The sequence below is a fragment of the Nocardia sp. NPDC047648 genome, assembly GCF_040642815.1.
Taxonomy (GTDB): Bacteria; Actinomycetota; Actinomycetes; order Mycobacteriales; family Mycobacteriaceae; genus Nocardia; species Nocardia gamkensis.
Map to the genome: position 1 here is coordinate 60,186 of NZ_JBEYSX010000013.1, position 26,300 is coordinate 86,485.

20 protein-coding genes and 3 tRNA genes are annotated in these 26,300 nt (G+C 69.3%); 16 read left to right on the plus strand and 7 right to left on the minus strand.

Annotation, left to right across the window (positions count from 1 at the left end; all coding sequences use genetic code 11):
• Positions 1-112 precede the first annotated feature (112 nt).
• The 3 genes from ABZ803_RS25230 (at position 113) to cmrA (ending at position 3,651) form a co-directional block, all read left to right on the plus strand.
• Entirely contained in the window at positions 113-670 is a 558-nt protein-coding gene (locus tag ABZ803_RS25230; protein WP_062975688.1) for a PadR family transcriptional regulator, read from the plus strand.
• Between the two features lie 21 nt (positions 671-691).
• Positions 692-2,722 (plus strand): NADPH-dependent 2,4-dienoyl-CoA reductase, encoded by a 2,031-nt coding sequence (locus tag ABZ803_RS25235; protein WP_357042820.1) that lies wholly within the window; start codon positions 692-694, stop codon positions 2,720-2,722.
• Between the two features lie 125 nt (positions 2,723-2,847).
• Positions 2,848-3,651 (plus strand): mycolate reductase, encoded by an 804-nt coding sequence (cmrA, locus tag ABZ803_RS25240; RefSeq protein WP_040865377.1) that lies wholly within the window; start codon positions 2,848-2,850, stop codon positions 3,649-3,651.
• A 6-nt stretch (positions 3,652-3,657) separates the two neighbouring features.
• On the opposite strand, the gene ABZ803_RS25245 is transcribed toward cmrA, so the two are convergent.
• On the minus strand, positions 3,658-5,364 hold the full coding sequence (locus ABZ803_RS25245) for a helicase HerA-like domain-containing protein (protein ID WP_357042823.1): 1,707 nt from the start codon (positions 5,362-5,364) through the stop codon (positions 3,658-3,660).
• Between the two features lie 187 nt (positions 5,365-5,551).
• Here ABZ803_RS25245 and orn point away from each other — a divergent pair, with 187 nt between their 5' ends.
• The 3 genes from orn to ABZ803_RS25260 all read left to right on the plus strand — a co-directional run bounded on the left by orn (position 5,552) and on the right by ABZ803_RS25260 (position 6,781).
• A complete protein-coding gene (gene orn / locus ABZ803_RS25250) occupies positions 5,552-6,205 on the plus strand; it encodes an oligoribonuclease (RefSeq protein ID WP_357042826.1) in 654 nt (217 codons plus the stop codon).
• Positions 6,206-6,260: 55 nt separating this feature from the next.
• Positions 6,261-6,336: transfer RNA gene (locus tag ABZ803_RS25255), tRNA-His, on the plus strand.
• 193 nt (positions 6,337-6,529) lie between these two features.
• The gene (locus ABZ803_RS25260) at positions 6,530-6,781 is read left to right on the plus strand and encodes a hypothetical protein (RefSeq protein ID WP_357042829.1); all 252 of its coding nucleotides are present in this window, start codon (positions 6,530-6,532) and stop codon (positions 6,779-6,781) included.
• Between the two features lie 70 nt (positions 6,782-6,851).
• Here ABZ803_RS25260 and ABZ803_RS25265 read toward each other — a convergent pair whose 3' ends face one another.
• Complete coding sequence (locus ABZ803_RS25265; protein ID WP_357042831.1) at positions 6,852-8,090, minus strand: Ig-like domain-containing protein; 1,239 nt, start codon at positions 8,088-8,090, stop codon at positions 6,852-6,854.
• Between the two features lie 308 nt (positions 8,091-8,398).
• Here ABZ803_RS25265 and ABZ803_RS25270 point away from each other — a divergent pair.
• The 5 genes from ABZ803_RS25270 to ABZ803_RS25290 all read left to right on the plus strand — a co-directional run bounded on the left by ABZ803_RS25270 (position 8,399) and on the right by ABZ803_RS25290 (position 10,862).
• Positions 8,399-8,471, plus strand: a tRNA-Lys gene (locus tag ABZ803_RS25270).
• Positions 8,464-8,595: a hypothetical protein gene (locus ABZ803_RS25275; protein WP_357042834.1), complete on the plus strand. Its 132-nt coding sequence runs from the start codon at positions 8,464-8,466 to the stop codon at positions 8,593-8,595. Before ABZ803_RS25270 ends, ABZ803_RS25275 begins: the two co-directional genes overlap by 8 nt.
• Before the next feature lie 589 nt (positions 8,596-9,184).
• Positions 9,185-9,820 carry a transglycosylase SLT domain-containing protein gene (locus ABZ803_RS25280; RefSeq protein WP_357042836.1) on the plus strand — a complete coding sequence of 212 codons (636 nt, stop codon included), beginning with the start codon at positions 9,185-9,187 and terminating at the stop codon, positions 9,818-9,820.
• 112 nt (positions 9,821-9,932) lie between these two features.
• On the plus strand, positions 9,933-10,247 hold the full coding sequence (locus tag ABZ803_RS25285) for a hypothetical protein (RefSeq protein ID WP_357042839.1): 315 nt from the start codon (positions 9,933-9,935) through the stop codon (positions 10,245-10,247).
• Between the two features lie 93 nt (positions 10,248-10,340).
• Positions 10,341-10,862: a DUF1992 domain-containing protein gene (locus tag ABZ803_RS25290; protein WP_357042842.1), complete on the plus strand. Its 522-nt coding sequence runs from the start codon at positions 10,341-10,343 to the stop codon at positions 10,860-10,862.
• 29 nt (positions 10,863-10,891) lie between these two features.
• On the opposite strand, the gene ABZ803_RS25295 is transcribed toward ABZ803_RS25290, so the two are convergent.
• Positions 10,892-11,356: a MarR family winged helix-turn-helix transcriptional regulator gene (locus tag ABZ803_RS25295; RefSeq protein WP_357042845.1), complete on the minus strand. Its 465-nt coding sequence runs from the start codon at positions 11,354-11,356 to the stop codon at positions 10,892-10,894.
• Positions 11,357-11,414: 58 nt separating this feature from the next.
• On the opposite strand from ABZ803_RS25295, the gene ABZ803_RS25300 reads away from it, so the two are divergent.
• Together ABZ803_RS25300 and ABZ803_RS25305 are read left to right on the plus strand one after the other, a co-directional pair.
• The gene (locus tag ABZ803_RS25300) at positions 11,415-12,404 is read left to right on the plus strand and encodes a pirin family protein (RefSeq protein WP_357042848.1); all 990 of its coding nucleotides are present in this window, start codon (positions 11,415-11,417) and stop codon (positions 12,402-12,404) included.
• A gap of 101 nt (positions 12,405-12,505) precedes the next feature.
• Positions 12,506-12,802: an excalibur calcium-binding domain-containing protein gene (locus ABZ803_RS25305; RefSeq protein WP_040865425.1), complete on the plus strand. Its 297-nt coding sequence runs from the start codon at positions 12,506-12,508 to the stop codon at positions 12,800-12,802.
• A gap of 63 nt (positions 12,803-12,865) precedes the next feature.
• Here ABZ803_RS25305 and ABZ803_RS25310 read toward each other — a convergent pair whose 3' ends face one another.
• Positions 12,866-13,087 carry a DUF3618 domain-containing protein gene (locus ABZ803_RS25310; RefSeq protein ID WP_040865367.1) on the minus strand — a complete coding sequence of 74 codons (222 nt, stop codon included), beginning with the start codon at positions 13,085-13,087 and terminating at the stop codon, positions 12,866-12,868.
• Positions 13,088-13,252: 165 nt separating this feature from the next.
• Here ABZ803_RS25310 and bcp point away from each other — a divergent pair, with 165 nt between their 5' ends.
• Positions 13,253-13,726, plus strand: coding sequence for a thioredoxin-dependent thiol peroxidase (gene bcp, locus ABZ803_RS25315; RefSeq protein ID WP_357042853.1), 474 nt, complete (start codon positions 13,253-13,255; stop codon positions 13,724-13,726).
• A gap of 69 nt (positions 13,727-13,795) precedes the next feature.
• On the opposite strand, the gene ABZ803_RS25320 is transcribed toward bcp, so the two are convergent.
• Positions 13,796-15,022, minus strand: coding sequence for a hypothetical protein (locus ABZ803_RS25320; RefSeq protein ID WP_357042856.1), 1,227 nt, complete (start codon positions 15,020-15,022; stop codon positions 13,796-13,798).
• A gap of 295 nt (positions 15,023-15,317) precedes the next feature.
• On the opposite strand from ABZ803_RS25320, the gene ABZ803_RS25325 reads away from it, so the two are divergent.
• The gene (locus tag ABZ803_RS25325; protein ID WP_227954938.1) at positions 15,318-15,938 is read left to right on the plus strand and encodes a TetR/AcrR family transcriptional regulator; all 621 of its coding nucleotides are present in this window, start codon (positions 15,318-15,320) and stop codon (positions 15,936-15,938) included.
• Between the two features lie 36 nt (positions 15,939-15,974).
• Here the strand turns inward: ABZ803_RS25325 and ABZ803_RS25330 are convergent, their stop codons facing one another.
• Together ABZ803_RS25330 and ABZ803_RS25335 are read right to left on the minus strand one after the other, a co-directional pair.
• The gene (locus tag ABZ803_RS25330; RefSeq protein WP_040865364.1) at positions 15,975-16,412 is read right to left on the minus strand and encodes a holo-ACP synthase; all 438 of its coding nucleotides are present in this window, start codon (positions 16,410-16,412) and stop codon (positions 15,975-15,977) included.
• 76 nt (positions 16,413-16,488) lie between these two features.
• A complete protein-coding gene (locus tag ABZ803_RS25335; RefSeq protein WP_357042859.1) occupies positions 16,489-25,806 on the minus strand; it encodes a fatty acid synthase subunit beta domain-containing protein in 9,318 nt (3,105 codons plus the stop codon).
• A 386-nt stretch (positions 25,807-26,192) separates the two neighbouring features.
• Between ABZ803_RS25335 and ABZ803_RS25340 the strand changes: the two genes are divergently transcribed.
• Positions 26,193-26,274 (plus strand) — tRNA-Leu (locus ABZ803_RS25340).
• Positions 26,275-26,300: the final 26 nt, after the last annotated feature.

Below are 26,300 nucleotides of genomic sequence, written 5' to 3' on the forward strand. Positions count from 1 at the left end.
GCTTAATGCGCGCGGCCCTTCGAGTCCGGTGGAAGCGAGTTCCGGCCCGCGAACCCGAAGTCCGCTATGCACTTAGTTGCATAGTACCGAATGTCACGGCTATTCTCACCGCATGGCACTGGAGCACGCGTTGCTGGTATCGCTGACCGAGCGCGCCGGCTCGGGATACGAGTTGGCGCGGCGCTTCGACAAGTCCATCGGGTACTTCTGGAGCGCGACCCACCAGCAGATCTATCGCGTCCTCAAACGCATGGAGGAGTCCGGCTGGATCGACGGCGAGTCGGTGGTCCAGGAGGGCAGGCCGGACAAGAAGGTGTACTCGGTGAGCGAGGCGGGCCGCGCCGAACTCGCGCGCTGGATCGCCGAACCGAGCGACTCCGGTACCCCGCGCAACGAACTCGCGGTGAAGATCCGCGCCGCCGCCCACGGAGACATCACCGCGTTGCGCGCCGAAGTGGCCCGCCATCGCGACCAGCACGCCCAACGACTCGAGCTGTACCGGCAGATCGAGAAACGTGACTTCCCCGCCCCCGACCGGCTCGGCGGGACGGCCCTGCACCAGTACCTCGTCCTGCGCGCGGGCATCCGCGTGGAGTCGGGGTTCGTCGAATGGTGCGACGAAGTACTGCACGCACTGCACCCGCGCGCGACAGCCCCGCACGCGGATTGACGGAGAAAGGCGACCGCACCGATGAGTTCCTTCCCCCATTTGTTCGAGCCGCTCGATCTCGGCTTCACCACCCTGCGCAACCGAGTGGTGATGGGGTCGATGCACACCGGGCTGGAGGATCGCGCCTGGGACACCCACAGGCTGGCCGCCTACTTCGCCGAGCGCGCACGCGGCGGCGCGGGCCTGATCATCACCGGCGGCTACGCGCCCAACCGCGCGGGCTGGCTACTGCCCTTCGGCGCCAAGCTGACCAACAAGACCGAGGCATACCGGCATCGGACGATCACCAAAGCGGTGCACGCCGAAGGCGGCAAGATCGCCATTCAGATCCTGCACGCGGGTCGCTACTCCTACATGCCGGGCAGTGTGTCGGCATCATCGATCAAGGCGCCGATCAATCCGTTCCGCCCGCGCGCGCTCTCGGCCAAAGGCATCGAGCGGACCATCGACGACTACGCCCGCTGCGCGAAGCTGGCCCAGTTCGCCGGCTACGACGGCTGCGAGATCATGGGTGGTGAAGGCTATTTCATCAACCAGTTCCTCGCACCGCGCACCAACAAGCGCACCGACGCGTGGGGCGGCTCACCGGAGAACCGGCGGCGGATCGCGGTGGAGATCGTGCGCCGCACCCGCGCCGCGGTCGGCCCGGACTTCGTCATCGTGTTCCGGTTGTCCATGGCCGAGCTGGTGGAGAAGGGGCAGACCTTCGACGAGATCGTCGCGCTGGCCCAGGAACTCGAAGCCGCCGGGGCGAACATCCTCAACACCGACATCGGCTGGCACGAGGCGCGGGTGCCCACCATCGTGACCTCGGTGCCGCGCGCCGCCTTCGTGGAATTCACCGCGAAGATCACCGCGCGGGTGGGCATCCCGGTGTGCGCGTCCAACCGGATCAACATGCCCGAAGTGGCCGAGGAGATCCTGACCCGGGGTGACGCGCAGCTCGTTTCGCTGGCCCGCCCGTTCCTCACCGATCCGGAGTGGGCGAACAAGGCCGCGCAGGATCGCGTCGACGAGATCAACACCTGCATCGCGTGCAACCAGGCCTGCCTGGACCACGCCTTCCAGCGCAAGACCGTGTCGTGTCTGCTCAACCCGCGCGCGGGCCACGAGACCGAACTGAAGCTGCTGCCGACCCGCCGCGGCAAGCGCGTCGCCGTGGTCGGCGCGGGACCGGCCGGGCTTTCTGCGGCGGTGAACCTCGCCGAACGCGGCCATCACGTCGAGTTGTTCGAAGCCGACGACAAGATCGGCGGCCAGTTCGACATCGCCCGCCGCATCCCCGGCAAAGAGGAATTCAGCGAGTCGATCCGCTACTACCACCGGATGCTCGAACTCACCGGCGTCACCGTGCACCTGAACAAGCGGGTGGGCGCCGACGAACTCATCGCCGGAGGCTACGACGAGGTGGTCCTCGCCACCGGTGTGCGGCCGCGGATCCCCGACATCCCCGGAATCGACCACCCCATGGTGCTGTCCTACGCCGAACTGGTCCGGGAGGAGAAGCCGGTCGGCAAGCGCGTCGCCGTGATCGGCGCGGGCGGCATCGGCTACGACGTCAGCGAATTCCTCACCGTCGAGGGTCATCCCACGCTCAAGCTGGACGAGTGGAAGGAAGAGTGGGGCGTCACCTCCGAGGACGAGCAGGTCCGCGGACAGCTCACCGCGCCGCGACCGGCTCCCGCGGCACGCGAAGTCGTTCTGCTGCAACGGAAGACGTCCGCGTTCGGCAAAGACCTCGGCAAGACCACCGGATGGGTGCACCGCGCCGCGCTGAAGGCCAAGGGCGTCGAACAGATCGGCGGCGTCAACTACGAACGCATCGACGACAACGGCCTGCACATCAGCTTCGGGGAGAAACGGCAACGGCCACAGCTGATCCCGGTCGACAATGTCGTCGTCTGCGCGGGCCAGGAGTCCGTGCGTGAGCTGGAGGCCCCGCTGCGCGCCGCCGGCGTCAGCCTGCATCTCATCGGCGGCGCGGAACTGGCCGCCGAACTGGACGCCAAACGAGCCATCGACCAGGGCACCCGGCTGGCCGCACGGCTCTGACCGGGCACGGCGGCCGGGCCGGATGCCCGGTCGCCGTTGCCCCGGCGTGGAATACCGCCTCGCCCGGGATCGCGCGGCAGCCTCCGTCGGCGTCCCCTCGCGCGGCATCGCCTAGGCTGCACGGGGTGAGCCTGCCCTCCCCCACCTCCGAGAACCGCGCGGTCGTCACCGGCGCCTCCTCCGGCATCGGCACCGCGCTCGCCGCCGATCTCGCCGCGCGCGGCTACTCGCTGATCCTGGTCGCCCGCCGCGAGGAGCTGCTCACCGAGCTCGCGCAGCGGCTGACCCTGGCCCACGGCATCACCGCCGAGGTGCGCGCCGTCGACCTGGCCGACCGCGACCAGCGCGGCGTGCTGGTGGAGGAACTGGCCGCCCGCGACATCGCCATCCTGTGCAACAACGCGGGCATCGCGACCTTCGGCGCGGTCGCCGAACTCGACCCGGCCTACGAGCGCGCCCAGATGGAACTCAACGCCGTCGCCGTGCACGATCTCACCCTTGCCGTGCTGCCCGGCATGCTGGCCCGGGGCGGTGGCGGCATCCTGATCAGCGGCTCGGCCGCGGGCAACATGCCGATCCCGAACAACACCACCTATGCCGCGAGCAAGGCGTTCGCCAACACCTTCTCCGAATCGCTGCGCGGTGAGCTGAAGGGCTCCGGCGTGCATGTCACGCTGCTGGCGCCCGGCCCGGTGCGCACCGAACTCCCGGACCCCGCCGACGCCTCCATCGTCGACCGGATGGTGCCCGACTTCATGTGGGTCTCCTCGGAGTACACCGCGAAGGTGTCCATCGACGCGCTCGCCCGCAACAAGATGCGCGTGGTCCCGGGCCTGATCAGCAAGGGCATGAGCGTGGCGGGCCAGTACGGCCCGCGCGCGGTCACCGCTCCCATCGCGGGCGCGTTCTACAAGAAGCTCGGCGGCTGACCTCGCTCAGCGGCGCCTGGTGCCGAACAGGCTGCGGGTGATCTGGCGGCCTGCCGCGCTCGCGGCCGAACGCAGGAAGCTGCGCACCGCGGGGTTTTTCATGATCCGCTCGGCGGCGGACTCCTCCTCCTCGCGGGTCGCGGCACGGCCGGGCACGGGAGCGGGTTCCGCCTCCGGCGCCGCCGCGGCCACCTTCGCGGCGAGCAGTTCGTAGGCCGACTCGCGGTCGATGGTCTGGGCGTACTTCGAGGCCAGCGGGCTGGACAGCGCCCGCGATTTGATCGCGTCCGCACCGATGGTGTCCATCAGCGACCGGGGCGGCCGCAGCCTGGTCCAGGCCACCGGCGTCGGCGCGCCCTGCTCGGAGAGCACGGTCACGATCGCCTCGCCGGTGCCGAGGGAGGTCAGCGCCTGCTCCAAGTCGTAGACGCCGGTTCTGGGGTAGGTGCGGACGGTCTTCGCCAACGCCTTCTGGTCGTCCGGGGTGAATGCGCGCAGGGCGTGCTGGATGCGCGCGCCGAGCTGGGAGAGCACCTGGTTCGGGATGTCGGTGGGCAGCTGGGTGCAGAAGAACACGCCAACCCCCTTGGACCGGATCAGCTTGACCGTCTGCTCGACCTGCTCCAGGAACGCCTTCGAGGCGTCGGAGAACAGCAGATGCGCCTCGTCGAAGATGAAGACCAGTGCGGGCTTGTCCACGTCGCCGACCTCGGGCAGCGTCTGGAACAGGTCGGCGAGCACCCACATCAGGAAGGTGGAGAACATCACCGGCCGTGCCGCCTGCGCACCGAGCTCGAAGAGCGTGATCACCCCTTTTCCGTCCACGACCCGCACCAGGTCGGCCGGGTCGAGTTCGGGTTCGCCGAAGAACGTGTCGCCGCCGTCGGCCTCCAGATTCACCAGGGCGCGCAGGATCACCCCGGCGGTGGCCGCGGAGACACCGCCGATACCCTTCAGGTCCTCCTTGCCCTCGGGGCTGGTCAGATGCGTGATCACCGCGCGCAGGTCCTTCAGATCCAGCAGTGCGAGGCCGTTGCGGTCCGCCCAGTGGAAGATCAAGCCGAGGGTGGACTCCTGCGTATCGTTCAGCTCGAGCACCTTGCTCAGCAGCACCGGGCCGAAGGAACTGATCGTCGCGCGGATCGGCAGCCCGGCTCCGGTGGTACCCAATGAGACGAACTCGGTCGGGAAGCCGGTCGGCGCCCAGTCCGCGGCGGCGGTCTCCGCGATGCGTGTGGCGAGCCTGTCGCTCGATCGCCCCGGCTCGGCCAGACCCGACAAGTCGCCTTTGATGTCGGCCAGCACCACCGGAACACCGGCGCTCGACAGCTGCTCCGCGATGCCCTGCAAGGTTTTCGTCTTTCCCGTACCGGTGGCCCCGGCGACCAACCCGTGCCGGTTCACCATCGGCATCGGAATACGGACGTGGGCGGCGGGATCCACCGTTCCGTCGACCACGACGGTGCCCAGTTCCAGCGCGAGGCCTTCGAACGCGTAACCCGCGGCGATCTCTTGTGCGGCGGAGGCGTCTGTCCGCGCGCCGGACGGCTCGTCTCGCGCCACGGACGAACCCGCTCCCGCCTCGGCGGCGACCGTCTGTTCGGCCAGCTCGCGTTCGGCGGCCTCCGCGGCAGCGGCCGCCTCGGCCGCGACCCGCGCCGCCTCGTCGGCCGCCTTGCGCGCCGCGGCCGCCTTCTCCTGAGGGGTGGTCATCGCACGTCCTCCGTCCTGGCTCGACTCGGACTGCTTCACGCAGTGTTTGCTGTCGCACCGAAAACGCCGGGTGCCGATCTGGAAGAAACTGTATCCCCGCCGGTCAGGTTCATGGCCGCATCGGCGTCTGAGCGGTTGCCGTGCCGTACCGCCTGCTCGGGACCTCGGCCCGGCTAATGTTGCACGGGTGTCCGACAAATACATGGTGTGGATGGATTGCGAGATGACCGGCCTGCGCTTGGACAGCGACAAGCTGATCGAGGTGGCCGCGCTCGTGACCGACAGCGATCTCAACATCCTCGGCGAGGGCGTGGACATCGTCATCCACGCCGACGACGACGCGCTGGCCGCGATGCCCGCGGTGGTCGCCGACATGCACGCGCGCTCCGGCCTGACCGAAGAGGTCCGCCGCTCCACCGTCCCCCTGGAAGAGGCCGAGCAGCGGGTGCTCGACTACATCCGCCAGTACATCCCCACCCCGCGGACCGTGCCGCTGGCCGGTAACTCGATCGCCACCGACCGCGGTTTCATCGCCAGGGACATGCCCCTGCTCGACGCCCACCTGCACTACCGGATGGTGGATGTGAGTTCGATCAAGGAGCTGTGCCGCCGCTGGTATCCGCGCATCTACTTCGGCCAGCCGGAAAAGGGACTGAGCCACCGTGCGCTGGCCGACATCCAGGAGTCGATCCGGGAACTGGAGTACTACCGGCGGACCGCGTTCGTCGCGCCGCCCGGCCCTTCCACCACCGAAATCGCCGCCATCGCCGCCGAGGTCTCCGAACTCGCTCCGGAGCGGGCCGAATCAGCCCAGGTCAACGGCTCGCCTGACGCCGATTAGGGAGTGGGCGGGTTGACACGCTAATATCTAGCCCGCCGGTTGTTGACCGGCGATGGTGAGCGTAGTTCAGTTGGTAGAGCACCAGGTTGTGATCCTGGCTGTCGCGGGTTCGAGTCCCGTCGCTCACCCCAGGAGCCCGGACGGCCCCGAGAAATCGGAGCCGTCCGGGTTTTTCTTTTGCGTCTCATTCCGTTCCCCGGCGCACGCTCGCCGCAATGTGAAACGAATATCGTCCAGAATCCGGCACGTCTCCGTAGACTGCGATCCACGTGGGAGGGTGTCGCTGGGGCGCCTCCCGGTTCGATCAGAAAGACACACCTCGTGATGCGTTCCGCGGTTATCGCAGCCTTCGTCGGCACCACACTCCTCACCGGATCCAGCGGAACCGCGGCCGCGGGCATCGGGCTTCCGCCGCTGCCCGCCTCCGGCTCGGCGTCGAGCGGATCGGCGGGCGGCCTTGCCACCACCGGCTCCGCGGGCAGCGGTTCGGCGGGCGGCAAACTGCTGTGCGCGGCGACCGGCAGCGCGATCGCGATCCTGGGCGACGCCCAGTTGGGCTGCAACATGCTGCCGTGAACACAGCCCCGGAATGCCGAACGGGCCACCGGATTACGTTCCGGTGGCCCGTTCGGCGTCCTGCTTCGGCTCAGCGATTGTCGTCCGCGTTGCCCGCCTTCCAGACCGGCCACGGGATGTTCCAGTCACCCAGGCCGTCCACGCCGGACAGGGTGCCGCCCACGGTGTTCTTCACGATCGTGATATCGCCACGCTTGGCGTTCTGGAAGACCCATTGCGCGTTCGCCGGGCTGAGGTTCAGGCAGCCGTGACTGGTGTTGCTGTATCCCTGCGCACCCACCGACCACGGCGCCGAGTGGAAGAAGATGCCGCTGTAGGACAGTCGTGTCGCGAAGTCCACCGGCGTCTTGTACCCGTCCGGCGAGCTGACCGACACGCCGTAGGTCGAGGAGTCCATGATGATCTTCTCGTGCCGGTCGGCGACGATGTAGATGCCGTTGTCGGTGGGCGTGCTGTCCTTGCCCATCGAGGTCGGCATGGTGCGGATCACCTGGCCGTTCTGCTCGACGACCACCTGCTTGGTGTCGTCGTCGGCGGTGAAGACCACCGCGTCGCCGATGGTGAAGAACGAGTGGATGTTGTCCTGGCCGTACAAGCCGTTACCGAGATCACGCCCATAGACGTTCACGTCGATGGTGACTTTCGTCCCCGGCGCCCAGAAGTGCTCCGGCCGCCACCGCACCTCGCGATTGTTCACCCAGTAGAACGCGCCCTCCACCGGCGGCTCGGTGGTGATCTTGATGGCGGACTGCGCCGCCTTCCGGTCCGGAATGTTCTCGTCGAACTGGACGGCCACCGGCTGTCCGATACCCACCACCTCGCCCTCGCCGGGGACCAGGTAGGGCTTGGTCTGATTACCGGGCGAACTCGTGGTGAAGCTCAGCGTCGCGGTATTCGCCCCGCCCAAGCCGATCGCGTCGGCCTTCAACCGGTAGGTCTTGCCGTATCCGAGCACCTCGGTGGTCTCCCACGACCGGCCGTCGGCGGCGAGCTTGCCCTCGATCGACTTGCCCTGCGGGCTGACCAAGGTCACCCCGGTGAACTTGCCGTCCTCCACCTTGAACGTCATCGGGACGCCCGGCGAGACCCCCACCTCGCCGTCCTTCACCGGCGACAGCAGCTTGGGCTTGATCAATTCGGTGATGGGGTTGCGGTCGATGACCGCCTGCGCCGCATCCGTGGCGTCGGATGCCGAACATCCCGTCAGCGCCAAGGCGGCGACCGCGACGACGATCACCGGCCCCGCGACAGTGCGTAGGGACCACCGCGCGGCCGGCTTGCGCTTCTGCCGACCTCGACCAACACTCATTTCCAACCCCGTTTCAAAGTCTCGGTGCTCCAGGACACACCGATGGCTTCGGATACCGACCGCTGCGCTGCGTCACCCCGCCGTGGACGCGGGCGATCGAAACCACAATCGGACATTCTGCCAGTGCGTAACGTCCAGGCCAATGTGAACACCTCGTCCGTCACTGCAGCGTTACCACCTGTAGATCAACCCGCCGATCCCCGGCGTTACCGGCCCACGAGCGCATCGCATCGCGGCCGGTCAGGCCACGATTTCACTTCTGCGGCCCCGGCCTGTTAAGGTTTGTCCCGCACCGGAACACGGAGCACGCGCCATTAGCTCAATTGGCAGAGCAGCTGACTCTTAATCAGCGGGTTCGGGGTTCGAGTCCCTGATGGCGCACATCACGCAAACCGTGCCCTTGTCAGTCATCGGCTGGCAAGGGCACGGTTTTCTCGTCTCCGAATTTCGCCGCGAAACCCGTGACATCACCGTGACCTGGGCCTCTTCCCAGTTGCACCAGTAGTCTCAATTCGGACAGCGATACGCCCGCTGAGCCTCCGAAATCCAGTCATACAGCCGAAAATTTCTGTGATGTACAGCACAAGAGGTTTAACGGCAAACTCCCAGCTTGGATAACGATTCGGCTACCGCGTCCTGGGCTTTCCAAGATCGCCAACGCCTATCATTCAGGTTTCGTTCACCCTCTGTTAACCAAGCGTGACCATTCTGCAATCAGGTCACGAAGCGACCTGAAGTTTGGTCAGCCCGAGGAGTTGTAGACACCGATTCGGTAACGATCACCGGCAGGCAACTGCCCGCCACGTGATCGGCGGAGCGGAATCCGGCAACGGACCCGCGATCCACACTTCCGCCCCGTCTCTTCGCATCGAGATGCGAAGTCCCGCGCGACACCGCGGCCGAGCCCATCGAGGGCGATCCGGCGCCGCACACACGAACCGCGTCGCGTTCCGGGGACATCATCGTCCCCCACAACAAAACCACACAAAAGCACATGGCCGTTTTCGGCGAACGCCCCGAGCGTACGCCGCAGGATCCGTGCTGCCCAATTGCGGCCCGGATCGAGTAAGTCCCCGATAAAGGAACCGATTCGAATGCCTGACAGACGCCTTTCCACCCTTCGTCGCCCCTCGCTCCGCGAAACCGTCACCGTGGCCGTCGCCGCCGCGGGTGTCGTCGCCGTGGCCGCCTGCTCCGCGGCGTCCGTGGCCGATGACAGCGTCCCGTCTCGCATCGCCATGGTGGCCGAGCAGCAGCCCGAGGCCGCCGCCGCCGCGCCCGCCGTGGTCGCCGCCCCGGTCGCCGAGGCGATCCCCGCGCCGATGCCCGCTCCCGCTCCTGCTCCGGCGCCTGCGCCCGCTCCCGAGCCGATTCCGGCCCCGATGCCCGCCCCGGCCGCGCCGGTCTACGCGGACAACCTGGACGGCTGGATCCATCAGGCGCTCGACATCATGCAGGCCAACGGCATCCCGGGCAGCTACGAGGGCATTCACCGCAACATCATGCGTGAGTCCACCGGCAACCCCCAGGCCATCAACCTGTGGGACTCCAATGCCGCCATGGGCATCCCGTCCAAGGGTCTGCTGCAGGTGATCGACCCCACGTTCGCCACGTACCACGTCGCGGGCACGCCCTTCGACATCTGGGATCCGGTCGCCAACATCGTCGCCGCCTGCAACTACGCCGCGCACCGCTACGGCTCGATGGACAACGTCGACAGCGCGTACTGAGTCCGCCTCGCGCCGCGGCCTCCCCATCCGACGATGGGGAGGCCGCGGCGCATTCCGGCCGGTACGCCCGGTCGGCTAGGGTCGATGCCACCTGCGACCCGTGGACGTGCCCGTGACCGACTACGCACACAACGACGTGGCGGCCAAGAGCCGCGCCGAGAAAGCGCGACGGCTGGCGAGCTACCTCTGGCACCGTGGCATCACCGGCTCCGAGGTGCTCGCGATGACGGCGTCCGTCCGGCGCAAACTGGCCAGGGCCGCCGCGACGAATCCGCCGAGCACCGACGAGACCTGGACTACGGTGGCGCGGTTGCTGACCGAGAAGGACGACTGGGCCGTCCGCCATCCGGAGCATCCCGCGGCTCGACGGGAGCACACCGACGAGAAGCTGCTCTGGGTGAAGCCGCCGATCACGCCGTGGTCCTGATCATCTCCGAAAAACGTTCCAGCACAGGATTTTCCACCTCTACTACCGACTTCCGTAGAGTGGTGTCATGGTTCCGTCGACACCGCCGTCGCGATGACCGAGCGCAAACCGGCGAAGCAGACGTTCGAATCGTGGGTCGACAAGCAGATCCGCGAGGCGGCCGAGCGCGGCGAATTCGACAACCTCCCCGGCACCGGCAAGCCGATTCCCGGGGCGGGTACCGCTTACGACGAAGATTGGTGGCTACGCGGCTATCTACGTCGCGAAGGAGTCGGCAGTGAGGCGCTGTTGCCACCGTCGCTGCTGTTGCGGCGCGATATCGAGCACCTGCCCGAAGACGTGCGCGATGCGACCAGCGAACGGCAGGTGCGGGCCGCGGTGAGCGAACTCAACAGACGCATCGTGGACTGGCTGCGGATGCCGGAAGGACCGTTCGTGCCGATCGCTCCGGTGAACGCGGACGACATCGTCCGGCAGTGGCGCGAGTCCGCCCGGCCGAGGCGCGAGCGGCCGAGCCGCGCGACGGCGGCCCCTTCCCGAGCGGGGGCAGGCGAGGACACCGTGCGGGCCCCGTGGTGGCGTCGATGGCGACGGCGTGACACCGAAGCCGGATAGCGTCACCGCAGGAGCACGAACCGCGCCGCTCATGCGCCGAGTTCGGTCACCTGCTCCACCTCGGCGACCACTTTGTCCGCCAGCCCGCGCAGCACCCGCGCCTCATCCGCCGTCATCGGCTCGATGAAGACGCGACGGACCAGATCGACGTGGTTCGGCGCGGCCCGCTCCAACGCGACGCGCCCTTCCGGCGTGAGCTGGACGATGATTCCGCGGGCATCCTCTTCGGCGGGCCGCCGCTCGACCAGACCGCGCGCGTCCATCCTGGCCAGATGCTTGGACAACCGGCTCTTCTCCCAGCACACCTCGGCGGCCAGTTCCTTGGCGCGCAGACAACCGTTGGGGGCAGCCGACAACGCCACCATCAACTCGTAGTCCGCCAGGGACAGACCGTCCTCGGCCAGGCCGGCCGAAATCGCCCCGTCCAAACGCTGGCGCAGCCGCACATATGCCTGCCAAGTCGCCTGCTCGTCGTCACTCAACCACCGGACCATGGGAATGAAGTGTAGTCACGGTTGGTTGACATGGACACCAACTCCCGAGGAGGTCCCCATGCCCGCCGTCACCGTGCCCGACATCATGGTCCTGCCACGCCTCCCCCGTCTCGACGCGACCCTGCGCGAACGGCCGGTCCGGAGCGTGGTCACCGCGCACAAACAGCGCGAAGGCGCGGGGTTCGAGGTGCGCAGGCCGTTCCCCAGCATGGATCTGCGCGCCGCCGATCCGTTCATCCTGCTCGACCAGATGGGCCCGGTCGCCTACGAACCGCACGAGGCGAAGGGCGCGCCGTGGCATCCGCACCGCGGCTTCGAGACGGTCACCTACATGCTCGACGGCACCATGGTGCACCACGATTCACAGGGCGGCGGCGGCGTCATCGGCGAGGGTGACACCCAGTGGATGACCGCGGGCTCCGGCATCCTGCACGACGAGGTGCCGCCGGAGGAGATGGTCGCCTCGGGCGGGTGGTTCCACGGCATCCAACTCTGGGTGAACCTGCCGCGCGCGCTCAAGTTCGCCGCGCCGCGTTATCAAGACCTGCGCGCTCGCGAACTGACGCTGGTGAGTTCGCACGACGGCGGCGCGCTGGTCCGGCTCATCGCCGGGGAGGTCGGCGGGTTCAGCGGTCCCGGTTCGACCTACACTCCGATCGCCTACGCTCACGCGTCGATCACTCCCGGCGGAGTTTTGGAAACGCCTTGGCCGCAGGATTTTACGGCGATGGCGTACGTGCTCTCCGGCAGCGGCGCGGTCGGCGCGGAACGCAGGCCGCTGAGCGAAGGACAGCTGGCGGTGTTCGGCCGCGGAGACGCGATCAGCGTGACAGCCGATGCGCGCCAAGACAATCGGACCGGAGCGTTCGAAGTGCTGCTGCTGGGCGGACGGCCGATCCGGGAACCGGTGGTGCAGTACGGGCCGTTCGTGATGAACACCCGCGCGGAGATCATCGAAGCGATGGAGGACTACCAGGCCGGGCGCATGGGAAACATCCCCGCACAGCACATCAGCGGTGCCGGTGGGCAGGATCCCCTAATGCCCTAGTTCCGTCCCCCCGAGGTTGACAAGAGAGCGGCCCGTCACAACAGTGGATGCGGCGTCCGGTCGGACGCCGCATCCACCGCAGCAACCACATAGAGGAATACATGAACGTTCGCCGGCTCTCCGTCAGCGCGGCCGTCGCGGGACTGACCTTTCTCGCGGCTCCCGCCGCCCTAGCCGCCCCTCCGTCCGGATCCGCCGGAACGGGTTCCTCGGCCGTCGACACCGGCTCCGCCGCGACCGGCTCGGCCGGTCTGTCGCAGACCGGTTCGGCCGGTGGCGCCTTCGCCAACTGCGACGACGCCCGCAACGCGGGCCGTGCGCCGCTGTTCCGTGGCGAACCGGGCTACGGCCCGCACCTGGATCCCGACGGCGACGGCTTCGCCTGCCCGACGGTCTGAACCGACCGCGAAACGACGACACCCGGTGGGCCATGCCACACCGGGTGTCGTCGTTTTTCCAGCTCAGCGGAAGATTTTGAGCAGCACCAGCCCGACGACCAGAGCGGCGGCGCCGATCAGGCTGTATTTCACCTTCGGCTCGTTCAGCTTCCCGACCACGATCTGCTTGGTGTCGTCCGCGATGCGATGCGGGTCCGCGCGTACCGCGAGTTCGTCGAGCGTGCTCGCCAGCCGAGTGCGGGCGGCCTCGATCTCCTGCTCGATCCGCTCGGTATCCCTTGCCACGTTCCACCCTCCTGTTGTCGATTGCCGTACCCGGTGCACGATCACGCCGCATGCTCGGCCTTTCGTGCGGCACCCGGGGCTCGCGGACGAGTGTATCCGCCGCCACGCCGCACTATCCGGCCGCGCGCGGATCACCTGTCCGGACCTTCGGATACCGTGCTGGAGGTGACCACCAACCAACGACTCTCCCCGGGCGACGCCGCCCCCGAGTTCACGCTTCCCGACGCCGACGGCAAGAACGTCTCACTGTCGGACTACCGCGGTCGCAAGGTGATCGTGTACTTCTACCCCGCCGCGAGCACGCCCGGCTGCACCAAGCAAGCCTGCGACTTCCGCGACAACCTGGCCGACCTGGACGGCGCGGGCATCGACGTGGTGGGTATCTCCCCGGACAAGCCGGCCAAGCTGGCCAAATTCCGCGATGCGGAGCAGTTGACCTTCCCACTGCTGTCGGATCCCGACCGCGCCGTGCTCACCGCCTGGGGCGCCTACGGCGAGAAGACCATGTACGGCAAGACGGTCGTCGGCGTCATCCGCTCGACCTTCCTGGTGGACGAAGAGGGCAAGATCGCCGTCGCGCAGTACAACGTGCGCGCCACCGGCCACGTCGCCAAGTTGCGCCGCGATCTGTCGGTGTAGCCCGCGGGCAGCGAAAAGCCCGGCGCCGCAGGGGCGCCGGGCCGAGATCGGGCCGCGGTTCGGGCGGATCTAGGCCTGCAACACCTGCTGGGCGGCCCACTGCGCCATCAAACGCAGATGCTCGTCCCACCAGTCCGCGGCTTCCGGAGTGAATACGGCGGGCGGTGGGGCCTCGCCGGGGAACAACAGCGCACCGTCGGGCGCGCCCACCACCCGGTCGGCCGGAACCCCGGTACCCGGCACCAGCGGCGCCGAGGCGTTCGTCTCCGGTCCGTTCGTGGCGTCGGCGTCGACCAGCGGCAGCGGACGCGGTGCGGCAGCCCAGCGAGGCTCCGGAAACTGCACTCCGGTCGCGCCGGCATCGGCGCCGGAGCCGAGCGGTCCGTCGGACGACTCGCGCGCCTCGGTATCAACAGGCCGGACCTGGTCTGCCGGATGCGACGCGCCTGCGCCTTCGATCCGGGCGTCCGACACGACGGTCGGCGCAGGCCGCGAGGAGTCGTTCAGCAGGTAACTCCCGCCGACGACCATTCCGCTGGCCAGTACCCCGGCCGCGGCGAACACCGCGACTCCGCCGCGCGCCCGGTGCGGCTCGCTCACCGAGTCGGCGCAGGTGTCGTGCTCCAATCGAACGCTCAACGCCGCGCCCGCGGCGGACGCGAAAGCCCCTATCGTGCACGGGATCACCGGAGCCCCGAATTTCTCGACCGCCGCCAGCACCACCGACCCGGCGCCCGCCGAGCCGATCAGCGCCACCGCGTCCGGCCGCGCGTCGGCCGCGTCCAGCTGCTCCCACGCCGCCGCGACGCCCATGCCGAGCGACCGCGGCGTCGCCCGGCCCGCCTGCCCCACCGCGGCGAGCACCCGGCGGCGGCCGCGGTCGACCAGGGTGAACGCCTGGTACCCGGGCACCACCTCGCAGATCAGCAGGTTGTCGTGGGCCTCGAGCCACGTCATCATGCTCGCCACGCTCAAGTGGGCCGATTTCACCGAGACCATCGAGGCGCTGTGCCACGGACCGGCCGCCAAACGGGTCACGATGGCGCGCCGCTCGGCGGCGTCCCGGTAGGCGACCGCGACGCCCCCGATCGTCCACTCCGAGCCCAGCCCCGCGGCCAGGGCGCTCAGCGCGGCCTCGACCGCCGCGGCCACGTCGGCCTTGCCGTCACCGTCCGCTCGCACCACGCGCCGCAGCAGCACCCGGTCGGCGAGCTTCTTGCCGTCGGCGAGCGCTACCGCGTGCACGGCGCCGCGTTCGGTGGAAACGCCGAGAGTAACCACAGATTCAGCTACCACTGATCACGCCTTCCCTCTGTGCATTGACCGAGCTCACGCTTGCCGAAAGCCATGAGCCCCATGGATTCCCCTGCTCGGAACACACGTCGCGATGCACGCGCGCTCGGTATGTGTTCGGCACCACATCGGTTACGGATGGGTAGCGGAACTCGAGCCGCCTGGATCCGAACGGCGGATGCGCGTATCGCCCACTTGCCGCTACCGTTAGCCTGGATGCGTGGACGTACGCGCGGAGGCCAGGTCGAAGCACCGTGTGGACCCTGCGTTGGAGTTGCAGGACGACCCACAGGAGCTCATGCCGCGACGCCGGCCGACGCAGGAACGCAGCAAACGAAAGTTCGACGCCTTGCTCCAGGCGTCCAGGGAGCTGCTCGTCGAGGTCGGGTTCGAATCGTTCACCTGCGAAGAGGTGGCAGCCAGGGCCGAGGTGCCGATCGGCACGCTGTATCAGTTCTTCGCCAACAAGTACGTCATCGTCTGTGAGCTGAATCGCCAAGACCTGGTTGCGGTTTCCCAGGAACTGGCCGACTTCCACGGCGAGATCCCGTCACTGGACTGGCTGCGGCACATGAACCAGTTCGTCGACCACCTGGCCAACCTCTGGATGACCGACCCGTCCCGCCGGGAAGTGTGGCTGGCCATGCAGTCCACGCCGTCCACCCGGGCCACGGGCGCGATCCACGAGAAGCAGTTCGCCGAGGTCGTGTCGCAGATGCTGCGGCCGCTCACCCCGCGCACCCCGCGGGTGCGGCGCACCATGATGGCCGAAGTACTGGTGCACGTGGTGTATTCGATGCTCAATTTCTCGGTGCAGGACGAGCAGAGCAGCGCGGAAGCGGTCGCCGAACTCAAGCGGCTGATGGTCGCCTACCTGCTCGTCGCGGAGAAGGAGTCGCGCACCGGCAGCGAGCGATGACGGTGGTCCCGGCGGGAACCGGGACCACCGTGCGGCTCATCCGGCGCTGTCGCGGCCTTCGATGAGGTCGGCCAGCTCACCCGGGTCCTCGAGCACCACCATCGCGGCGGCGGTGTCGCCGTCGTGGGTCAGCGACAGATGCACCCGCACCCTGGGCAGGAATTCCGCGGCCAGGCCGTGCAGTTTGATGCTCGGCCTGCCCCACGCGTCGTTGACCACCTCGATCAGCGGATACGGGTTGTCCCCGATCTGCGGGCGGCGGGCGAACCGGGACGATGCCCAGGCTTTGAGCACCGCCTCTTTCGCCGCCCACCGCGCCGCGTAGCTGCGCGCCGGGTCGGTTCCTTTGCTCTGGCAGTAGCGCCGCTCTCCCGCGGTGAAACTCTCCCTGAGCATGGTCGTTCCGGCGCGTTCGAGCTGTTCGGAGAACTCGGAGATGGTCACCAAGTCCAAGCCGATACCGAGGATCGTCATAGGCGGGCAGCCTACGACGTACTCGGCGAGCCCGCGCGCGGACCCGGCGCGGCGAGTTGCCCCGCCGCGCTTCCGGTTACGCGCATCCGATGCCCTTCGCGCGGTAGGAGCCGTCCTGCGCCAGACGCGCCTCCGGCGAGAGCAGCACGTCGGCTTCCAGCTGACGAGCCCGCTTGGCGGGGGTGCCGTCGCCGCCGAGCCTGCGATCCGCGGGACGCTCGTACAGCGGCGCGCCGCCACACATCGCCTCCACGAACCGCTGCCTGCCCGCCAGCTGACGCTCCTGCGCCCTGCGCTGGTACTCCTCGCGCCGTCCCGGCTCGATGGCCTGGATGAACGCCTCCGGGTGCACGACCGCGAGCAGGCCGTTCACGTGGCCGAAGCCGAGGGAGGTGACCAGACCGGCCTTGAGCGGAAGGCGATCGCCGAGCCGCAGCGGCTCGCGCAGCCACACCAGGTGCGGGTAGGCAAGCATCTTCTCGTCGACGCAGTCCAGGCTGCGGTTCGGCGGGATGACACCCTGCTCCAGCACCTGGCACAGGCCGATGAGCTGGAAGGCGGCCGCGCCGCCCTTCGCGTGCCCGGTGAGGGTCTTCTGCGAGACGACGAACAGCGGAGCGCCGTCCGAGCGTCCGATGGCCGTCGCGAGACGCTCGTGCAGCTCCGACTCGTTCGGGTCGTTGGCAGCCGTCGAGGTGTCGTGCTTGGACACCACCGCGATCTCGTCCGGCGTCACGCCGAGCTTGCGGAGCTCGGTCGCCAGCCTGGACTCCGCCCCGCCACGACCGGCGCCCAGCGCGCCCAGACCGGGGGCCGGGATCGAGGTGTGCACACCGTCCGCGAAGGACTGCGCGTACGCCACCACGCCGAGCACCGGCAGACCCATCTCCAGCGCGACGCTGCCGCGCGCCAGCAGGACCGTTCCGCCGCCCTGCGATTCGATGAACCCGCCGCGGCGGCGGTCGTTGGCGCGGGAGAAGTACCGGTCGCTGATGCCCTTGGCGCTCATGGCCGCCGAATCCGCGGTGGCCGACATGTCACCGAAGCCGACGATGCCCTCGATGCCGAGGTCGTCGTAACCGCCCGCAACGACCAGATCGGCCTTGCCGAGCCGGATCTTGTCGACGCCCTCCTCGACCGACACCGCCGCGGTGGCGCAGGCCGCCACCGGGTGCACCATCGCGCCGTAGCTGCCGACGTAGGACTGCACCACGTGCGCCAGCGCCACATTCGGCAGCGCCTCCTGCAGGATGTCGTTCGGGCGCGACTCACCGAGCAGGTTGTCGATGTAGAGCGAGCGCATCGAGGACATGCCGCCCATGCCGGTGCCCTGGGTGTTGGCGACCAGCGAGGGATGCACCCAGCTCATCAGCTCGGCGGGACTGAACCCGGAGCCGATGAACGCGTCCACCGTGCAGACGATGTTCCACAGCGCCACCCGGTCCACCGACGCGGCCATATCGGGCGAGATACCCCAGATGGTGGGGTCCCAGCCGGTCGGGATCTGGCCGCCGACGGTGCGCGAGAGCTTGGCCCGGCGCGGCACCCGGATCTCGGTGCCCGCCTTGCGCGTCACGGTCCAGTCACCCGAGTCGGCGACCGGTGTGATCACCGTGTGCTCCGGATCGGCGGCGTAGAAGGCGCGGGCCTCGGCCTCGCCGCCCACCGTGAACGACAGGTCCTGGTCGAGGAAGACCGAGGTCATCAGCGGCGCCGAGTTGTCGGTCATGGCGCCGTCGTCCTCGTAGCGGCGCACACCGCAGCGGGCGACGACGGCGTCGTGGTAGCGCTCGGCCAGCTCGTGCTCGGGCACGTAGTCGCCGGACTCGGCGTCGTACCAGCCCGGCTTCGGGTCGTTCTCCCAGATGACCATGCCGGTGGTCCAGGCCAGCTCCAGCACGCCCGCCGCCGACAGCTCGTCGGAGACCTCCATCTCGAAGCGAGTGCGCGCCGAACCGTACGGACCGAGTTCGCCCGCACCGACGATGACCACCATGTCGGCCAGGTCCGCGGCCACCTCGCTCCACTCCGGCACCGGCAGCGCGGAGGTCACGGTCGGCGGCGCGGGCAGCGCGGCGATGGTGCGGCCCGCGTCGGCGTCGGTCTCCGCTTCCGCCTGCTCCGCGGCCTGCTTGGCCAGCGCGGGCAGGTCCAGCTTGGCCCGGGCGAGTCCGCCGGTCAGGTCGATCTGCTGCGGGCCGGTCGCGGTCACCTGACGGGCCCGGGAGGTGCACCACTTGAGCAGTTCGTCGGCCATTTCGGTGGTGGACCAGGTCTGCACGCCTGCCTTCTCGACCGCCTCGACCATCGGGTCGTTGTGGCCCATCAGGCCGGTGCCGCGCACCCAGCCGATCAGCGCGTGCACCAGGGTGACCCGGGCCGACCACGACTTCTCGGCCCGCCACTTGGCGACCACCGCGTCCAGCGCCGCCTTCGACTCGCCGTAGGCGCCGTCGCCGCCGAACATGCCGCGGTTGGGCGAACCCGGCAGCACCACATGCAGTTTCGCGTCCACGTCGTAGTCGGCGCCCAGCTTGGACAGCCCGCCGATCAGTCGTTCGACCGACCAGAGCAGCACGCGCATCTCCATTTCGGCGCGCGCGCCCGCGTCGGCGAGATCACCGGCCACCCGCGGCGCCGCGAACGGCAGCAGCAGGGTGGGCGTCATCGCGTCCTTGATCTTGATCTTCGCGCCGCCCGCGCTGTCGACCTGCTCGGTGCCGATCCAGTCGATCAGAGCGTCGACGTCCTGGTAGGACGCCATGTTCGCGGGCAGCACCCACAGGGCCGCGCCGTGGCGGGCGTTGTCCCGGTACAGCTTCCGGTAGAAGCCGAGGCGTTCGTCGTTCAGCGACGAGGTGGTCACCACCACCGTGGCGCCACCGCTGAGCAGCCTGCCGGTCACCGCCGCGGCGATGGATCCCTTGCTGGCACCGGTGATCACCGCGATGTCCGAGGACCACAGTCCGGGCTCTTCGGTGCTCAGCGCCGCCTCTGCGATGCGCTCGTACACACCCGCGAGCACCGAACGCGCCTCGTGCATCGCCCGCTGCCGCCACCAGTTCGCCTGCGCCGCGACGGCTTCGCCCGCGCCGATGAACCCGGTGACCGGTCCGTTCGCGCTGCCCGAGTCGTCGGCCAGCCACAGCCGGGCCAGATCCTCACGCGCCGTTGCCCACCGGTCGTCCAGCAGCACCGCCTTGCGGGCGTCGAACGCGGGCGCGACCAGGCGCGGCCAGTCCGCACCGAGTTCGGCCGACACCAGGTCGACCAGGGAGTCATCGGACGCTTCCGGAGCGGAGACCCGCTCGGACAGTCCGAGCTGTTCGAGCACCACGCGCGCGGCCGTGGCCAGCACGCCGTCGCGCCCGGTGATCTGCTCGGTGAACTCGCCGAGCGCCGCGGCGTCGACGGTCGCGCCGCCACCGCCGCCCGCCGATGGCAGCGACACCGCGACACCGCGGCGGGCCGCGACGGCCTGCACGGCGGCGTCGATGGCCGCGTCGACCGAGGCGGCGTCGCCCAGCGCGCCGGAGACCAGCCCGCCCAGATCACCGCCGCGCACGCTGGTGCCTTCCCTGGTGCCCAGCGACACCTCGGCGGTCACGTGGCTGGCCCACCCGTCACCGAGTTCCCAGACCTTCGTGACCCGATCCGCGATGGCGGCCGGGCGCTTGCCGGACGGGCCGAACACCTTGCGCAGATGATCGCCGATGGCGTCGGTGAGCACCGTGCCGAAGGGACGGTAGGTACGGGCGAGCCGCTCCACCGTCGCCGACAGCGCGCCCATGTCGGCGTCGGCGGCGCCGTCGATCGCGCCGAGCGAGAGCTCGGAGCCGAGGTCGACCAGCAGCTGGTTGCGCCGGGAGGAGACACCGTCGCACAGGCCCTCGATGGTGTCCACGGGGCCGATCTGGTCCAGCCGCAGCTTGGTCCACAGCGCGATCAGCACGCGGGTGGCGTCGGCGGCGGTGAACGCGATGTCGTCCGGACGCGGACCGCCCGAGCTCGGGGCGGGCGCTGCCACGGGAGCGGCGGCGACGGCCGCTGCCGGAGCCGCGGTGGCCGCAGGCTCCTCGACGGGCTCGTCGACCGGCGCGGGGTCGGTGTCGGTCGCGTAGACGATCGCGGCCTCGCGCTCGATGTTGAGCACCTCGACCGTGGCGTCGCCGAACGCGGGCAGCTTCAGAGTCTGGCTGGCCAGGTTCGCCACCGTCGGCGTGGCGCCGAGACCGACCTCGACGAACCGCTCGACGCCGAGACCGCCCTGCGCGGGATCGGTGAACAGCAGGTCCTGCGTCTCGATCCAGCGCACCGGGCTGGCGAACTGCCAGGCCAGCAACTCGACCAGCACCACGCGGCACAGCTCGGTCGGCCGGGCCGCCCAGCTGTCGAAGTCGGCCAGCACGGCGGTGAGCGGCTCGGACGGCACCAGGTCGGCGATCTCTTGGACGAACGCCCGCTCCAGCGAGAACAACCTGGGTACCAGGTTCGGAATGTAGCGGCCGACCAGGACCTCCGGGCGCAGGTCCACCGGAAGCAGCTGCTCGAGCTTCTGCCGGAATTCCGGAACTCCCTTGCGCAGCACCGTCGAGTGGAACGGCACGTCGATGCCGGGGACCAGGATGAACGCCCGCTTGCCGCCGAATTCGGCACGGCGGCGGTCGATCTCCTCCTCCAGCGCCTCCAGTCCGGCCACCGTGCCCGCGATCGCGTACTGCGACCCGCGCAGGTTCAGGTTGACCACCTCGAGGAACTCCCCGACCCGCTCGCCGACTTCCCGGACGAAGCCGACGACCTCCGCGTCGGGCAGCCCGATCTGCGAGGGACGGATCGCGGCCATCCGGTAATCGCTGCGGCCCTGCGCGTCGCGCGGCACCAGCTCGTGCATCGCGGAACCGCGCTGGAACACCACCTCGAGCACCGCCTCCAAGGGGAGCACCCCGGCGACGGCGGCGAGCGCGTTGTACTCGCCCACGGAGTGACCCGCGAGCAGCGCATCCTCGACGAACGCGCCGGCCTCACGCAGTTCCGCCACCTGGGCGACACCGAGAACCGCCATGGCGACCTGGGTGAACTGGGTCAGGTGCAGCACGCCGTCGGGATGCCGGTGCTCGACGCCGCGCGCCTTGAGGTAGGTCGGGTTGTCGCGCACCACGGCCAGGATCGAGAAGCCGAGCGCGGCACGGGTGTGCTTGTCCGCGCGCTCCCAGATCTCCTTGGCCGCCTTCGACCGGGAGCGGGCGTCGAGCCCCATCCCCTTGCGCTGGATGCCCTGACCGGGGAAGGCGTATACGGTCTTCGGCGCCGCGGTGCGACCGGTCGCGGTCATCACCAGTTCGCCTTCGGTCCGGCAGGAGACCTCGACGATCTCGCTGCCCGCGTCGACCGCGACGCGCTCGACGCGCACATCGATCTGCGCGCCGGGGCGGACCATGCCCAGGAACCGGGTGGTCCACGCGGTCAGCCTCCGCGCCGGAGTCGAAGCGGCGGGATCGACCGCCGACACGACGTGCTGCGCGGCGGCCGACAGCCACATGCCGTGCACGATCGGGCTGCCGAGCCCGGCGAGCTTCGCGGCGGAATCGCTGGTGTGGATCGGGTTGTGGTCACCGGAGACGGCGGCGAAGGCGTGCATGGTGCGCGGCGCCACGATCGTGACGTCGCGACGACGCCTGCGCGGCGTGTCGGTGGCCGCGTCGGACACCGTGCCCGCCGCGCGCGGCGGATCGGTCAGTTCGCCCGCGCCGTTGCGCCCGCGGATCGCGAAACGCTCGGTGAGGGTGGCCAGCACCGGCATCGACATCCCGGTCTCGGGCTTGTCCAGCATGGCGGTGATCCGCACGTGCACTTCGACGACGCGGCCGAGGTCGGTGTCCAGGGTCTCCCCCGCCTCCGCGCGCACCGCCAGCACACTGGTCTCGGCGGGCAGCTCACCGGCGAGGTGCACCTGGTGGTCCAAGTGGACCAGGTCCAGCATGCCCTCGATGACGCTCTCGCCCTTCGCGGTTCGGGTCGCGCCGAGCACCGCGAACACGGCTGGCCAGCAGGCGCCGACCAGCACGTCCGGCACGGTACGGCCGAGCGTGCTCAGCGTGGCGGGCAGGCCGGAACCGGTGACGCCGGCGTGGTCGGCGATCAGATCCGGTATCCAGGCCAGGTTCACGTGCGCGACCTTGCCCTTGACCTCCGGAAGATCCTGGCCCGCGGCGACCGCGAGCAGCGCGGCCATGGCCTCGTGCGCGTCGGCCTCGGTGACCACCGGGGCGCCGCCGTTGTAGACCGAGGTCGGCACCGTGATCCGGATGCGCACCGCGTTGCCCGCCAGCAGCGGGACGGTCAGCTCCAGGTAGCTGTTCTCCGGCTCGGGGCCGGTGGTCTCGGCGAGTGTCGCGCCGCTGGGCGGATGCACCGCACCATTACCGTCGACGACCCATTCGGACAGGTCGCCGAGCCGGTGTACCGGGCTGATCGTGGTACGCCCGGCCCACTGGACGTCCGGGGCGGCCAGCACGGCGTCGATCGGGCCGCTGGTGACGCCCGCTGTGCGGCGCGCGTCCACCGCGGCGGGCGTCACGCCCGCACGCACCAGCGAGTACGCGGTGTCCTGTTCGAAGCGGTCGAGCAGCTCGCCGACCGGCTCGTCGACCCGGGTGATGCCCGCGACCGCGACGGTGCCGGGAATGACGCACACCTGATCGGCCGAGTAGCGCGGATCGTGCGCCTGCCACAGCGAATCCGAGCGCCACCAGCGGCGCACGTCGGCGTCGACGACCGGCACGAAGTTCACCGGCTTGCCCGGCGTCTTGCACAACGCGATGAAGAACGGGATGTCGGCCGGGTGCAGCAGGGTCTGCGCCGTCGCGGGGTAGGCGTCCTTCAGGGTGCACAGCGCCGCGACCGGGTCTTCGAAATCCTCGTCGGCGGCGAACAGCGTCGCGATCTCGCCGCGGTCGGCCGGATGCAGCCGGGCCTCGGTGCGGCGCATCATCTCCGCGAACCGTTCGCGCCAGGTGATGTCCAGCCACACCGAGCTGGTGGCCTCCGCGATCGCGTCGCCCAGGTCGCTGCCGCAGTCGAAGTCCTTGCGGCGGTCCAGCCCGACCGCGAGCTCGACGTAGCGCTCCAGCCAGTCCTGGTAGGTCATGGTGGTCAGATCGCCGAAGTACGGCTTGGCGGTGGCGTTCAGCGCCGCGATGATCTCCGCGCGGCGCGCGGCGACCGCGTCGGCGTCGCCCGCGACCTCGTCCAGCAGGCGGCCGGTGCGTGAGGCAGCGTTGTCGATCTCGTGGATGTCGGCGCCCAATTGGCTACGGCCCGAGGCCATTCCGCCGGACGCGGTGCCCGCGCCGACCCAGTCGGGGGTGCCGGGGGTGTCCACCAGCAGTTGCTTGACCTCCGGCGCGGTGGTGGCCTCCAGCGTGGCCATCGCCGCCGTGCCGACCAGCACGCCGTCCAGCGGCATCACGGGATAGCCGTGCCGGACCGCCCACTGGCCGGTGAGGTACTCCGTCGCGCGCTCGGGGGTTCCGATGCCACCACCGACGCACACCACCACGTTCGCGCGGTTGCGCAGTTCGGCGTAGGTGTCCAGCAGCAGGTCGTCCAGGTCTTCCCAGGAGTGGTGGCCACCGGCCTTACCACCCTCGATGTGCATGATCACCGGGTAGTCCGGAACCTCGTCGGCGATCCGCAGCACGGCCCGGATCTGGGCGACGGTGCCCGGCTTGAACGCGACGTGCGAGATGCCGACCTCGGTGAGCTCCTGGATCAGCGCGACGGCTTCCTCCAACTCGGGAATGCCCGCGGTCACGATGACGCCGTCGAACGGGGCGCCTGCCGAGCGGGCCCGCTGCACCAGTCGCTTGCCGCCCAGCTGGAGCTTCCACAGGTAGGGATCGAGGAACAGGGAATTGAACTGCACCGAGCGACCGGGGTGCAGCAGCTTCTTCAGCTCGGTCACCCGGTCGGCGAAGATCTGCTCGGTCACCTGCCCACCGCCGGCCAGCTCCGCCCAGTGGCCCGCGTTCGCCGCGGCCGCGACGATCTTCGCGTCGACCGTGGTCGGGGTCATGCCCGCCAGCAGGATCGGCGAACGTCCGGTCAGCTTGGTGAAGGCGGTCTCGACCACGATGCGCCCATTGGGCAGCCGCACCGGGCGCGGCGCGAACGCCGACCACGGGGTGGCGGGCTCCGGCGCCGCCCCCGGGGTGAGCAGGCTGCGCTGTCCGGCGCGGGTGGCGGCCGCGACCATGCCGAGGCCGGTGCCCTTCAACGTGCCCGAGGTGACGCGGGACAGCAGATCGCCCGGGCCCAGGTCCAGAATCCATTCCGCGCCCGCGGCGATCACGCCTTCGACGACCTCCACCCAGTCGATCGGATCGACCAGGATCTGCCGCGCCAACCGGCCCGCCAGTTCGGCGTCCAGACCGCATTGGGTGGCCCAGCTGCTCACCAGTTCGACAGTGTCGGACAGCGCCGGGTGGTGGAACGCCACGTCGACGGCCACGTCCTCGAAGACCGGAGCGAACACCGAGCCGCCGCGCACCTTGGCGTCGCGCTCACGTGCCTGCTCGTCGTGCATCTGCGCGCACCGCTGGCGCACCCGCTCCAGCTGCGCGGGGGGACCGGAGAGCACCGCGCGCCGACGTCCGTTGCGGATCGAGACCACCACGGACGCGGCGGGATCGGCTCCCTCGCACACCTCGGCCACCACGGCGCGCAACTGCTCGGGATCGACATTCGACACCGCGACCATCGGCGAGCGCTCGCCCACCGGCATCAGCCCGCGCCGCCGCGCCACCAAACCCGCCGCGGCGCCGATCATCTGGGCTACCGCGAGCAGCTCGGCATCACGGGCGCCACCGGCTTCGACCGCCGCGGCGGCGAGCAGGCCCTGCGAGTGCCCGACGATCGCGACCGGCGCGTGCGCCGCCGGATCGAGACCTTGCAATCGCAGCGCGCGCACGGCCGCCACCTGGGTCAGCATCACGCCGGGCATCGAGACGGCGGCCGAACGCAGCACATGCTCGGACGGAGCCGCGGAGGTCTCCCCCTCGTCGGTGTCGGCCAGCTCGTTCTCGAGCATCCAGCCGATCGGGTCGAAGCCGACCGGACGCACCACCAGCAACTGCGCGGCCACCGGCTCGAGCAGCGTGGCCGCCTCGTTGACCAGTGCGGTCAGCTCCGGCTCCAGCGCGCTGTCGCGCCCGATCTCCTCCAGCTCGCTCAACCACTGCGCACCCTGCCCCCCGAAGGCGAGCGCGTACGGCACGCCGTCGAGCAGACGATCCAACAGCGGCGACCGCGCCCCGCCCGACGCGGCCTTCCCGGCGGCGGCTACCGCCTTCGTGCTCTGTCCGGACTCGGTCTTGGTGCTCTCGTTGATCGTCAAGACGCTTCGACTTCCTTCTCCATGCGACATGCCTCGGCGACACGCCGGTCCCTACCGGTTCACGAGTGATCGCGGGTGATCGGCCTGATACGGGCGAGAATGGCACAAAATCATGAGGAAATCCTCACGTTTGCCCTCGCATGTGGCCGCTACTTAGGAGTATTCGTGCACGTACGTACCAGAATAGTGGTGAACATGACTCCGCCTCATGTTTGAACCCGCTGGTCCGTCGGGTTACCAACGCGTACGAAACATGAGCGCCCCTCATGTTGAGGTTGTCCAAATCGTTATAATCCCAGGTAAGGTTACTGACGAGTACGCCACACCCTCCCAATGCTTCGTAATGGGCGAAACGCCCGGTAGAGTTTGGACGGTCGTACCATCAAGCGCGAGTGGCGAAATTGGCAGACGCGCCAGATTTAGGTTCTGGTGTCCACGGACGTAGGGGTTCAAGTCCCCTCTCGCGCACAGAATCACGTCAGTCGTGACACTTT